At 34.9% G+C, this 12479-nt stretch carries 14 protein-coding genes; all 14 read left to right on the top strand.

Going from position 1 to position 12479, the window contains the following annotated elements; all coding sequences use genetic code 11:
- Window positions 1–3: 3 nt before the first annotated feature.
- The 14 genes from H1220_05435 (at window position 4) to H1220_05370 (ending at window position 12454) form a co-directional block, all read left to right on the top strand.
- Window positions 4–579, top strand: coding sequence for a response regulator (locus H1220_05435; GenBank protein QMI85173.1), 576 nt, complete (start codon window positions 4–6; stop codon window positions 577–579).
- Entirely contained in the window at window positions 569–2005 is a 1437-nt protein-coding gene (locus tag H1220_05430; GenBank protein QMI85172.1) for a sensor histidine kinase, read from the top strand. The genes H1220_05435 and H1220_05430 overlap by 11 nt, the downstream gene beginning before the upstream one ends.
- Before the next feature lie 108 nt (window positions 2006–2113).
- On the top strand, window positions 2114–3541 hold the full coding sequence (gene eutA, locus H1220_05425; protein ID QMI85171.1) for an ethanolamine ammonia-lyase reactivating factor EutA: 1428 nt from the start codon (window positions 2114–2116) through the stop codon (window positions 3539–3541).
- A 27-nt stretch (window positions 3542–3568) separates the two neighbouring features.
- Complete coding sequence (locus H1220_05420) at window positions 3569–4945, top strand: ethanolamine ammonia-lyase subunit EutB (GenBank protein QMI85170.1); 1377 nt, start codon at window positions 3569–3571, stop codon at window positions 4943–4945.
- 12 nt (window positions 4946–4957) lie between these two features.
- A complete protein-coding gene (gene eutC, locus H1220_05415; protein ID QMI85169.1) occupies window positions 4958–5887 on the top strand; it encodes an ethanolamine ammonia-lyase subunit EutC in 930 nt (309 codons plus the stop codon).
- A 19-nt stretch (window positions 5888–5906) separates the two neighbouring features.
- Window positions 5907–6560, top strand: a complete 654-nt coding sequence (gene eutL, locus H1220_05410; GenBank protein QMI85168.1) for an ethanolamine utilization microcompartment protein EutL — start codon at window positions 5907–5909, stop codon at window positions 6558–6560.
- A 13-nt stretch (window positions 6561–6573) separates the two neighbouring features.
- A complete protein-coding gene (locus H1220_05405; GenBank protein ID QMI85167.1) occupies window positions 6574–7134 on the top strand; it encodes a BMC domain-containing protein in 561 nt (186 codons plus the stop codon).
- Window positions 7135–7151: 17 nt separating this feature from the next.
- On the top strand, window positions 7152–8627 hold the full coding sequence (locus H1220_05400) for an acetaldehyde dehydrogenase (acetylating) (GenBank protein ID QMI85166.1): 1476 nt from the start codon (window positions 7152–7154) through the stop codon (window positions 8625–8627).
- 47 nt (window positions 8628–8674) lie between these two features.
- Entirely contained in the window at window positions 8675–8950 is a 276-nt protein-coding gene (pduA, locus tag H1220_05395; GenBank protein QMI85165.1) for a propanediol utilization microcompartment protein PduA, read from the top strand.
- Between the two features lie 99 nt (window positions 8951–9049).
- Entirely contained in the window at window positions 9050–9706 is a 657-nt protein-coding gene (locus H1220_05390; GenBank protein ID QMI86663.1) for a hypothetical protein, read from the top strand.
- Between the two features lie 18 nt (window positions 9707–9724).
- Complete coding sequence (locus H1220_05385) at window positions 9725–10360, top strand: phosphate propanoyltransferase (GenBank protein ID QMI85164.1); 636 nt, start codon at window positions 9725–9727, stop codon at window positions 10358–10360.
- 57 nt (window positions 10361–10417) lie between these two features.
- Complete coding sequence (locus H1220_05380; protein QMI85163.1) at window positions 10418–11050, top strand: ethanolamine utilization protein; 633 nt, start codon at window positions 10418–10420, stop codon at window positions 11048–11050.
- 21 nt (window positions 11051–11071) lie between these two features.
- The gene (locus tag H1220_05375) at window positions 11072–11347 is read left to right on the top strand and encodes a EutN/CcmL family microcompartment protein (protein ID QMI85162.1); all 276 of its coding nucleotides are present in this window, start codon (window positions 11072–11074) and stop codon (window positions 11345–11347) included.
- A gap of 18 nt (window positions 11348–11365) precedes the next feature.
- A complete protein-coding gene (locus H1220_05370; protein QMI85161.1) occupies window positions 11366–12454 on the top strand; it encodes an ethanolamine utilization protein EutH in 1089 nt (362 codons plus the stop codon).
- Window positions 12455–12479 lie beyond the last annotated feature (25 nt).

The raw sequence follows: 12479 nt of genomic DNA, 5'->3' as shown, positions 1-12479 counted from the left end.
GTGATGAAGGGTAGAATACTAATTGTTGATGATGAACCTATGGCAAGATTAGACATTAAAGACATTTTGGAAGAAGCGGGATATGAAGTTGTTGGAGAGGCTGCAGATGGCTTTGAAGCAATTGATATGTGTCAAAAGTTTACTCCAGATCTTGTTTTAATGGATATTAAAATGCCGTTATTAGATGGATTAACTGCAAGTAAAAAAATATTAGATGATAAATTAGCATATAGCGTTATTTTGTTATCTGCATATAGTGATGAAGCATATACAAATAAAGCCAAACTATATGGAGCAAGTGCTTATTTAGTGAAACCACTAGATGTAAAATCTTTGGTACCAATGGTTGAAGTTTGTGTTGAAAAAGGAAAAGAGTTAAGAGAACTTTCACAAGATATGGAGAAATTAGCTAAAAAATTGGAAGATCGAATTATTATAGAAAAGGCAAAAGGTCTACTTATGGAGCAAGAGCATTTAAGTGAGCCTGATGCTTTCAAAAAAATTCGAACAATTAGTATGCAAAAGCGTGTTCCAATGGTTGAAATAGCTAAATTGTTAGTGTTACATGATGACTTATAAAGATGATATTATTCGTATTTGCAAAGAGCAAACAACTTTGGATGAGTTTGATATAGAGTGGATTTTATCTCAAGCAGATAGATTGATGCGAAGCTCAATGTATGCATTAGAAGATGTATTCATTGATGTGAAGGATGCTTATTCCGAAAATGCAATCGTTATTTTTCATAAAAAACCGCAAAAAAAACAAAGTTTATATGAAAAAAATGTTGTTGGAAGCATTGCTTATTTACATAATGAACCAGGTGTGATTCGAACATTACAAACGGGTGCAAAAACAAATGGATTGTCGGCCTTATCTCAAGAAGGTGTATCCATTCAGCAAAAAGTATTTCCGATAACAAGAGAAAGTAAAGTCATAGCTGTAATTATTATTGAAACGGATGTGACCGAAAAAATCTTGTCAACTTTTTCGATAGACAATGATAAAAATAGCGTTTATGAATTAACGAATGCTTTGCAAGTTTCTCAACTTGAACAAATTACATTATCAGATTATATAGATGATGCCATTTTAATTTTTGATGGGCAAGGTTATTTAAAATATTATAACCATGCAGCTAATAATTACTATCGTAAAAAATTAGGTTATCGAGATTCAATTACTGGTATGCACTATGATAATTTGGTTTTGGACAGTTTCCAGTTTAAAGCCATTCAAAAGAAAATTCTTAATGGACGTTGGGAAAATAATAAAATAGTAGAAATCAAGTATGGACAATATTATTTTTCAGTAAAACGACACTTTATTCAAGACAGTAATATTTTTGTGATGATTTTTAAAGACATTACAGAAATTAAGCAAAAAGAATCGAGGTTGTTAACTGAAGCAACTGTTATTCGTGAAATTCATCATCGTGTTAAAAATAATTTACAAACCGTTGTGTCATTGCTTCGTCTTCAAGCAAGACGAAGTAAAAATCCTGAAGTGAAAAAGACGTTAAATGATAGTGTAAATCGCGTTTTATCTATTGCGATGACGCATGAGTTGTTATCTTCACAAACTGAGGACGAAATTGTACTGGCTAAAGTCTTAGAAGAAACACTTGGAAATATTCAACGTTTCTTCATGGGCCAATCAGATGTTCGATTGACGTATAATATTGATACGAGCATTTTATTGGATAGTAATAGAGCAGTAGCAACTGCTCTTGTTGTGAATGAATTGGTCCAAAATAGTTATGACCATGCTTTTGAAAAAATAAATCGAAAAAATTTATATATTCATTTGCATGTTAGCCTAGAAAATGGTATGATACGTTTAGAAGTTGCCGATAATGGAAAAGGTTACAAAATTCAAGAGCATGAGGAAAGCCGATTAGGTTTAACGATTGTTAATCAATTTGTAAAAAGTAAATTATCGGGTAAAATTTCTGTTCAGTCCGACAGAAATGGAACGGTAACAACTATTACATTTAAAAAATAACAACTAACAATGATGTTAGAATAAAGCAATGACGCTTCAAGGTAAGGTAGTAGACTAGTAGTCTAACTATATGTCTTTGAGTGTCTTTTTTTTGGAGGTGTTACGCACATGTCGGATAAAATTTTAAGTGTAGGGATTGACTTAGGGACAGCAACTACGCAGCTAGTTTTATCAGAGTTAACCATTGAAAATATCGCATCTGTGTTTACCATACCGCGTGTGTATATTACAGATAAAAAGGTTCTATATAAAAGCGATATTATTTTTACCCCTATTTCTGAAAATCACTTGATTGAAGCTGAAAAAATTAAGCAGTTCGTGACAAGCGAATATGCAAAAGCAGGCATTGAAAAAAGTGATATTCAAATGGGTGCTGTTATCATTACTGGTGAAACAGCACGAAAAGATAATGCAAGTCATGTGCTTGAGGTTTTAAGTGGTTATGCAGGTGACTTTGTTGTTGCAACCGCCGGTCCTGACTTAGAAAGCATTATCGCAGCTAAAGGTGCATGTAGTCATATTTACTCAGAAGAGCACCATACATCAGTAGCCAATATTGATATTGGTGGTGGGACATCTAATTTAGCTGTTTTTAGAGAAGGTGACTTGATTGATACAGGGTGTTTTGATATAGGTGGCCGTTTAATTAAATTGGATCCTAAAACACATGTGATCAGTTATATCGCACCAAAATTACTTGATATTGTAGCTGAATTAAAATTAGATTTAGCTGTTGGAAAACCGGCTAATCGAAAAGATTTAGATACAATTATTCAAATTATGGTAACCGTTTTAGAACAGTCTGTTGGTATTGAAAACAATAGTCCGTACTACGAAATGTTGCAAACAAATCATGGTTTAAAATTAAACTATGAAATACGTTGCGTATCATTCTCTGGTGGTGTAGCCGATCAGGTTTATGGCACTGATGTTGATGAATTCGCTTACGGTGATATTGGTGTTTTATTAGGACGTGCTTTACAAAAATCTAAAATTTTCACAGAACGTAAAGTAATTGTTTCTGAAGAAACCATTCGTGCAACAGTGGTAGGGGCAGGAAGTCATACAACAGATGTGAGTGGTAGTACAATCACTTATATTTCAGATGTATTGCCAATTAAAAATATTCCTGTTCTAAAATTAGCTGTATCTGATGAAAAAGAATCAGCAATGGAAATGGCACAAATCATTCACGATAAAGTGAATTGGTTTACGTTAGAAAACGAAGTGCAACAAGTTGCTTTAGCTCTTGAAGGAGAGAAAAGTCCGTCATTTACAAGAGTTGTGGACATAGCAAGTGCTATTGTAAAAGGTATGGATGAAAGCATTCGTAAAAACATTCCGTTGATTATTGTTGTTCGTCAGGATATGGCAAAAGCACTGGGACAATGCTTATTTGCTCAGTTGCCAAAAGACTATCCATTTGTATGTATTGACTCTGTTGATGTACAAAATGGAGATTATATCGATATTGGTAATCCGGTCATCGAAGGCTCGGTATTGCCAGTCGTTGTAAAAACGTTAGTATTTAACTAAAAAAAGAAAACCAAGGAGGAATTTCAGATGATTCTGAAAACTAAATTGTTCGGCAGAAGCTATGAATTCAAATCAGTAAAAGAAGTAATGGCTAAAGCTAACGAAGAAAAATCTGGTGACCAATTAGCAGGAGTTGCAGCTCAATCTGCTGAGGAACGTGTTGCGGCTAAAGTTGTTTTAGCACAATTAAAATTATCAGATATCTTTAACAATCCAGCTGTTCCATATGAAGAAGACGAAGTAACTCGTATTATCGTTGACGATGTTAACTTACGTACTTATGAAAAAATCAAAAACTGGACAGTTGAAGAATTACGTGAATGGATTTTAGATACAAATACAACAAGTAATGATATTCACTGGTTATCTCGTGGTTTAACTTCAGAAATGGTTGCTGCAGTAACAAAACTAATGTCAAACATGGACTTAGTTGTTGGTGCACAAAAAATTATCATTACAAAAACAGCTAACACAACAGTTGGTGAACCTGGAACATTCTCATCTCGTTTACAACCAAACCATACAACAGATGATCCAGATGGTATCATGGCTTCTACAATGGAAGGTTTTGCTTATGGATGTGGAGATGCGTTATTAGGTTTAAACCCAGTTGACGATTCAACTGAAAGTGTTAAACGTGTTTTACATAAATTCAATGACTTTATTGAAGAATTTAAAATCCCAACACAACACTGTGTATTAGCACATATTACAACACAAATGGAAGCAATGAACCAAGGTGCTCCTTCTGGTCTTGTTTTCCAATCTATCGCTGGTTCAGAAAAAGGAAATACAGCATTCGGTTTAGATGGAAAAATTGTTCAAGAAGCATATGATACAGCACTTAAAGTAGGTACTGCTGCTGGTCCTAACGTGATGTACTTTGAAACAGGTCAAGGTTCAGAATTATCTTCTGATGCTCACCACGATGCTGACCAAGTAACAATGGAAGCTCGTTGTTATGGATTTGCAAAACGCTTTGATCCATTCTTAGTAAACACAGTAGTAGGGTTCATCGGACCTGAGTATTTATATGATGCAAAACAAGTTATCCGTGCTGGTTTAGAAGATCACTTCATGGGTAAACTAACAGGTATTTCTATGGGTTGTGACATTTGTTATACAAACCACATGAAAGCTGACCAAAATGATGCTGAAAACTTAACATTATTATTAGGTTTAGCAGGTATCAACTATATCATGGCTATTCCTCATGGTGATGACATCATGTTAAACTACCAAACAACTGGTTACCATGAATCAGCATCAATGCGTGAGTTATTAAACAAACGTCCAATTAAAGAATTTGAAATTTGGATGAAAAACATGGGCTTATTAGATGAAAAAGGTAACATGACTGAATTATTCGGTGATGGATCTGTATTCATGAAGAAAAATATTTAGGAGGTGTCTTTGATGAATGAAGCACAATTAAAAGAAATGATTCGCTCTTTATTAAGTGAAATGTCGTCTGATGATGCTAACACATCTAAAGATACTGTTGCATCAGAATCAAATGGTGGTACAGTAGTATTTAAACCTGCTGGGTCTTCACCAGTGAATACTAACGAAAGTGTTATTGAAGAAGGTTGTATTCCTGATATTTCAGAAGTAGATATTCAAACACAATTCTTAATTCCAAATGCTGCAAATAAAGAAGCATACTTAAAAATGAAAAAATTCACACCTGCTCGTTTAGGATTATGGAGAGCTGGTACTCGTTATAAAACACAATCTGTTTTACGTTTCAGAGCAGACCATGCGGCAGCTCAAGATGCTGTTTTCTCTTATGTTGATGAAGACTTCGTAAAAGAAATGGGATTTGTTCCAACTGAAACAAAATGTACTTCAAAAGATGAATATTTAACACGTCCAGACTTAGGTCGTTTCTTCAATGAAGATCAACAACAATTCATTAAACAAAACTGTGCACTTAACCAAAAAGTACAAGTTGTTGTTGGTGACGGATTAAGTTCTGCTGCTATTGAAGCAAATATTAAAGACTTGTTACCATCATTGAAACAAGGTCTAAAAATGTTTGGTTTAGATTTCAATGAAGTATTATTTGTAAAACATTGTCGTGTTGCTGCAATGGACCAAATTGCTGAATTGACTGGTGCTGAAGTAGTGTGCTTATTGATTGGTGAACGTCCAGGTTTAGTAACTGCTGAGTCAATGAGTGCTTATATCGTTTATAAACCAACTGTTGGTATGCCAGAATCAAGAAGAACAGTTGTATCTAACATTCATAAAGGTGGTACACCTGCTGTTGAAGCGGGGGCTTACATCGCTGAAATTATCAAAAAAATGTTAGAAAATAAAAAATCTGGTATTGAATTAAAATAATTTTTAGGAGGTAAACGTTGTGAAAAACGAACGTCTTGGAGCAAATGTTTTAAGTACACAAATTATTTCTAACGTAGACGCTGGATTGGCTGCATCATTAGACTTAAAGCCACATCACAGAAGTTTAGGGATTGTATCATCTGACTGTGACGATGTAACATACGTTGCATTAGATGAAGCAACAAAAGCAGCAGATGTAGAAGTTGTGTACGCACGTAGTATGTATGCTGGTGCAGGTAATGCATCAACAAAATTAGCAGGGGAAGTTATCGGTATTATTGCTGGTCCTAACCCAGAAGAAGTACGCAGCGGTTTAGATGTTGTTGTGTATGAAATTGAAAATGGTGCAAGTTTCTATAGTGCAAATGACGATAATTCAATTCCTTACTTTGCACATTGTATTTCACGTGCTGGTTCTTACTTATCAGCTGGTGCTAATGCAGAAGAAGGAACAGCAATTGCTTACCTAATTGCACCTCCAGTTGAAGCAATGATTGGATTAGATGCAGCTCTAAAAGCAGCAGATGTACAAGTTGGTGCTTTCTATGGTCCACCAAGTGAAACAAACTTTGCGGGTGGCTTATTAGTAGGATCACAATCAGCATGTCGTGCAGCTTGTGATGCATTCGCAAGAACTGTTCAAACAGTTGCAGACGATCCTAAAAATTATTAAGAGGATGAATTAAATGACAAAAGAAGCTCTAGGGTTAGTTGAGGTTCGTGGCTATATCGGTGCTGTTGTAGCTGCTGACGCAGCATTAAAAGCAGCTAATGTGTCATTATTAAATGTTGAACGTATCAAAGCCGGATTACATACTGTACAATTAGTGGGTGATGTAGGTGCTGTTAAAGCAGCCGTTGATTCAGCTGTTGCATCTATTTCAGACTTAGGTTGTTTGATGAGCAGTCATGTTATTCCTAGACTTGATTCACAGACCGAAATTTTATTTACGGATATTCGTAAAAAAGACATTCAAAAACCAGCTAAGGTTGTTGAAGAAGTTATAGAAGAGGCTGTTGTTGTTTCAGAAGTTGTTGAGGAAAAACCTTTAGTGGTTGAATCAATTTCAGAAGAAGTGATTGTGGCGCAAGAAGCATCTTCAAGCTATTCTTTAGAAGAATTAGAAAAATTAAAAGTTGTTGAATTACGCTCAATAGCATATCGTGAACCTAATATTGGCTTAACTAAAAAACAAATAAAATTTGCAAACAAAAAAACATTGCTAGACGCATTGTTAAAAAAATAGGAAGGGAGTGACATTTAGTGAAACTATTGGATAAAGACTTAGTGTCTATTCAAGAAACACGTGATTTAATTCGTGAAGCAAAACAAGCACAACAAGAATTAGCAAAAATGAGTCAAGAACAAATTGATACTATTGTTAAAGTTGTTGCAAAAGCATGTTATGATGAACGTGAACGTTTAGCTAAAATGGCGTCAGAAGAAACAGGTTTTGGACGCTGGCAAGATAAAGTATTAAAGAATGCATTGGCTTCTAAAGGCATTCTTGAAGAAATCAAAGATATGAGAACAGTAGGTATCTTGAGTGAAGATAAAGAAAATAAAGTGATGGAAGTGGCTGTACCAGTTGGTGTGGTTGCAGGTTTGATTCCGTCAACAAACCCAACATCTACTGTTATGTATAAAGCGTTGATTTCATTAAAAGCTGGTAACAGTATCGTCTTCTCTCCACATCCAAATGCTTTGAAATCTATTGAAGCGACTGTTGATGTCATCAAACGTGCTGCGAAAAGTGCAGGTTGCCCAGAGGGTGCTATTGGGGTTATCCATAATGTATCATTACAAGCAACAAATGAATTGATGAAAAATAAAGACACTAACTTGATTTTAGCCACTGGTGGTTCAGCAATGGTTAAAGCGGCTTATTCATCAGGTACACCTGCTATTGGTGTAGGTCCTGGTAATGGTCCAGCATTTATCGAAAGAACAGCTGATGTACCAACAGCAATCAGACAAATTCTTGATTCTAAAACATTTGATAATGGTGTTATCTGTGCTTCAGAACAATCTATTATCGTTGAAGAAGATATGAAAGCGACTGTTGTAGCAGAATTCAAAAAACAAGGTGCATACTTTGTTCCAGAAGAAGATGCTAAAAAATTAGGAGCATTCATCATTTTACCAAGTGGTGCAATGAATCCAAAAATGGTAGGTAAATCTCCACAAGTCATTGGTAAATTAGCAGGTATTTATGTACCAGAAGATGCTCGTGTGTTAATTGCAGAAGAAACAGGTGTTGGTAAACACGCACCTTATTCAATGGAAAAATTAGCACCAGTATTAGGCTTCTATACTGTTAAAACTTGGGAAGAAGCATGCGAATTGAGCATGAAAATCTTACACCATGAAGGTGTTGGTCATACAATGACAATTCATACACAAAACGAAAAAATTGTTCGTGAATTTGCATTGAAAAAACCAGTATCAAGATTATTGGTAAATACAGCAGCTGCTTTAGGTGGTGTAGGTGCAACAACTGGATTATTCCCAGCCTTTACTTTAGGTTGTGGTGCTGTTGGAGGAAGTGCTACTTCTGATAACGTAAGTCCATTAAACTTATTTAACGTACGTCGTATTGCTTACGGTACATCTGAATTAGCAGATTTACGTCGTGCTGAAAATCAACAAATAGAAGTAAATACTACTTCTGTAAGTAATACAGACGAAGAACAACTTATTAACTTACTTGTTCAACGTGTATTATCAAAATTAAACTAGGTTTGTTAAAATAAAAAACAATAACATATTTTAGGAGGAAATTTATTATGGCAAACACAAACGCATTAGGTATGGTAGAAACAAAAGGTTTAGTAGGAGCAATCGAAGCAGCAGATGCAATGGTTAAAGCAGCTAACGTTACTTTAATTGGTAAAGAACAAATCGGTGCTGGATTAGTAACAGTTATGGTTCGTGGTGATGTAGGTGCTGTTAAAGCTGCAACTGATGCAGGTGCTGCAGCTGCTGAAAACGTTGGTGAATTAGTATCTGTTCACGTAATTCCACGTCCACATTCAGAAGTTGAAGTTATCTTACCAAAATAATTGATACGATTATTTGAAAATAAAGGTAAAATAAACAGATAGAACGCAACGAGCGTTTTACTCGTTGCGTTGCCTGTCTGTATGCAAGGATGTGAAAGTGTGTCAGTTTTAACAGAATCCAAAGTTAGAAAAATGCTGAAAGAGTATAACTACTTAGAAAGTGGTATTTTTGAACTCCGTGCAGGAGAAAAATTGACACCGGCTGCAAAAGGCTTTTTGAATGACCGTCACGTCAAAGTTGTAAACTCTAACAAAAGTAAAAGTAGTAGTGCTGCATCGCATACAGCAAATGCTGTTGTGGTCCATAAATCTGTTACATGTGTTGAAGAATCAGCTGTTTTACCACACTTATCAAAATTGATGACTTTGTATCCTTTATTGTTAAAAAATCAACGTGAATTATATCAAGAGTATCAACCAGAAAAGTGTCATCAAATAGGACATTTATTAAATGTTATTGAAAGTATTGTTTCTCATCGTATTCACGATGATATTTGTGAATATCATGAAACATTACCAAATAATGTTGAATTACAAGCTATTCGAGTAGCTAAACAGTTGGACCAAACAAGTGTTATGTTAAATTACACTGCTGCTAGTTGGCAGCTTAGCTGTTATGAAACATATATTGCTTGTGTGGTGTTACGCAAAGAGTTAGAGGAAGCATTATCATCACAAGATGATTCATTTGCAATTCAAACAATTAACTTGTTAAAAGCTATTGAAGTCTTATTATGGCTTATCACAAGTGAATAAAAATAATGGAGGTATGAGATGTCTTTAAATGGATTAGATCAATTAGTGGATAAAGTTCTAGAATTGGTTCAAACAGAACTCACTGGAACTTTTGAAGTAGAAGCTAGTGGACGCCATGTGCATTTAAGTCAAAAAGATTTAGACGCATTATTTGGACCAGGTTATCAACTGACAAAATTAAAAGACCTTTCTCAACCTGGACAATTTGCATGTAAAGAACGTATTACAGTATTAGGCCCTAAAGGTGCATTACACAATGTTATTATTTTAGGACCAGTTCGTAGTGAATCTCAAGTTGAAGTATCATTAACGGACTGTTTAGCCCTAGGTACGCAAGCTCCAGTTCGTGAAAGTGGAGATATTGAAGGTACACCGGGTGTTGTTTTATTAAACGGTACAAAAAATGTTGTTTTAGACAAAGGTTTAATTGTAGCAAAACGTCATATTCACATGACACCAGAAGATGCTGCAAAAGCTAATGTTGAAAATCAAGAAATTGTTCAAGTTAAAGTTGAGGGAACACGTCCACTTATTTTTGATGATGTAGTGGTTCGTGTAAGTCCTAAATTTGCAACGTATATGCATATTGACTATGATGAAGCAAATGCGTGTGGCTTTAAAAAAGGTATGAGAGGACGTATTATTAAAAAATAATACGGTCTTGTATTGCAGTGGTGATACAATCATTTTATAAAGAAAGGCTGATGAAGAATGGAAAATTTAGACAAACTTGTTCAGTTAATAACCGATCGTTTGTTAGAAAACCTTCAAAATGAGCCTGAAAAAGAATCCATATTATTGATTGGTAAAGATAGTACGCGTTTAGCGTTAGAAAAAGCAGGTTATGATTTAGTAGATTGTAATAGTGATGTGGTTGACTTGGTTGTGGTAGATGATTTGTCTTTAGACGCTTTTTTAAGAGTAGCGTCTTTATGTCCAACTTCTGAAAAAGAATCAGCATTACTAAAACATTTATTGAATGGTAAAAAAGCTTTTGTATCTAAAGAAGCCTTTAATGTGGAAAACTATAAAGGTTCTGCAAGTAGTTTGTTGTACCGTCAATTAGTGCAACAAAAAGAAAAACTTGAAAAATATGGCGTAACATTTTATCAAGATGAAAACTTGTTGAATTGTCTGTCAAAAACAGATAATCGTCAAGTCGTAAGAGAAACTGTGACAAAACGTTCAGAAACAAGTGGAAATACAAAAACAAAGTTAATTACTGAGAAACGCTTTAAGGAATTAGGATTAACTGAGGGCGATGTGTTCCATATTGAAAAAGGTATGATTGTAACAGCTCTTGCAAAAGATTATGCTAAACGTCATAAAATTATTTTAAATTAAAATTAAGGAGTGGAATGAAAGATGTTTGTTGGGAAAGTTGTAGGTAGTTTATGGGCTACTAGAAAAGATGAGAATTTGAATGGGTTAAAATTATTAGTAATCGAACGTCAACTGAATGAACATCAAGTAGATCCAGCCCTTATTATAGCAGCAGACCGTATCGGTGCAGGTGAAGGTGATTTCGTATTGGTAACAACGGGTAGTTCTGCTCGTGTTAGCTTAAACAATACCGAAGTACCTGTTGATATGGTTGTTGTTGGTATTATTGATAAAGTTGAATATCCAAAAGATGAATAAATAGGAGAATATTGATTTATGAGTATCAATGAAATAATCATTTACATCATGGTTCTATTCATGCTCGTTGGTGCAGTTGATAAATGTATCGGTGGCAAATTAGGCCTAGGTGAAAAATTTGAAGAAGGTATTATGGCAATGGGTGCTTTAGCACTATCAATGGCTGGGATTATGGTTGTAGCACCATTATTGGCTGACTTATTAAAACCAATCATTGTACCATTATATGGTTTGGTTGGTGCTGACCCATCTATTTTTGCGACAACATTTATCGCAAACGATATGGGTGGTGCTCCACTTGCTTTAAAATTAGCTCAAGATCCAGCTGTTGGTAATTTTGCTGCTTATGTATTAGGTTCAATGATGGGACCTACTATTGTATTTACAATTCCAGTTGCATTAGGAATTATTGAAAAAGAAGATCGTCCATTATTAGCACGTGGTATTTTATACGGATTAGTAACAGTACCTATTGGATGTTTCTTAGGTGGATTATTCGTATTACCTTTTGGCACTTTAATTGTAAACTTAATTCCAATTATTATCGTTTCAGGTTTAATTTTTGTAGGTCTATTATTAGCACCAAATGCAATGATTAAAGGATTTGAAGTATTTGGCCAAATTATCGTTGTTATCGCAACTTTAGGTTTAGCATTCGGTGCTGCTCAATTATTAACTGGTAATGAATGGTTGAACAACTTATATCCAGTTGGTGCAGAAACATTACAAGAAGCATTCGGTGTTGTAGGTTCAATCGCTGTAACATTAGCAGGGGCATTTGGTTTAGTTGCTGTGTTTACAAAAGTAGCAAACAAACCATTATCAGCTATCGGTAAATCATTAGGTATGAACGAAGTTGGTGCAGCTGGTTTAGTAGCTTCTTTAGCAAATAATATTGCGATGTTCCAAATGTTAAAAGATATGGACAAACGTGGTAAAATCATCAACGTTGCGTTCGCTGTATCAGCATCATTTGTTATCGGTGACCACTTAGGATTTACTGCTGGGGCAAACTCAGAAATGATCGTGCCAATGATGGTAGGTAAATTAGTTGGTGGTATCACAGCTGTTTTATTAGCATTTGTGTTAACGAAAAAAGAAGCATAATCAATACACTTTGGAGGAATAGATT

It is taken from the genome of Carnobacteriaceae bacterium zg-84 (genome assembly GCA_013874835.1).
GTDB lineage: Bacteria > Bacillota > Bacilli > Lactobacillales > Aerococcaceae > WM01.
This window is presented reverse-complemented; position numbering and strand designations above follow the sequence as displayed.

What these genes read in the sequence shown, in the direction of transcription:
- H1220_05435 (QMI85173.1), top strand. Translation starts at nt 4, where the DNA reads ATGAAGGGTAGAATACTAATTGTTGATGATGAACCTATGGCAAGATTA.
- H1220_05430 (QMI85172.1), top strand. Translation starts at nt 569, where the DNA reads ATGACTTATAAAGATGATATTATTCGTATTTGCAAAGAGCAAACAACT.
- eutA (QMI85171.1), top strand. Translation starts at nt 2,114, where the DNA reads ATGTCGGATAAAATTTTAAGTGTAGGGATTGACTTAGGGACAGCAACT.
- H1220_05420 (QMI85170.1), top strand. Translation starts at nt 3,569, where the DNA reads ATGATTCTGAAAACTAAATTGTTCGGCAGAAGCTATGAATTCAAATCA.
- eutC (QMI85169.1), top strand. Translation starts at nt 4,958, where the DNA reads ATGAATGAAGCACAATTAAAAGAAATGATTCGCTCTTTATTAAGTGAA.
- H1220_05405 (QMI85167.1), top strand. Translation starts at nt 6,574, where the DNA reads ATGACAAAAGAAGCTCTAGGGTTAGTTGAGGTTCGTGGCTATATCGGT.
- pduA (QMI85165.1), top strand. Translation starts at nt 8,675, where the DNA reads ATGGCAAACACAAACGCATTAGGTATGGTAGAAACAAAAGGTTTAGTA.
- H1220_05385 (QMI85164.1), top strand. Translation starts at nt 9,725, where the DNA reads ATGTCTTTAAATGGATTAGATCAATTAGTGGATAAAGTTCTAGAATTG.
- H1220_05380 (QMI85163.1), top strand. Translation starts at nt 10,418, where the DNA reads ATGGAAAATTTAGACAAACTTGTTCAGTTAATAACCGATCGTTTGTTA.
- H1220_05375 (QMI85162.1), top strand. Translation starts at nt 11,072, where the DNA reads ATGTTTGTTGGGAAAGTTGTAGGTAGTTTATGGGCTACTAGAAAAGAT.
- H1220_05370 (QMI85161.1), top strand. Translation starts at nt 11,366, where the DNA reads ATGAGTATCAATGAAATAATCATTTACATCATGGTTCTATTCATGCTC.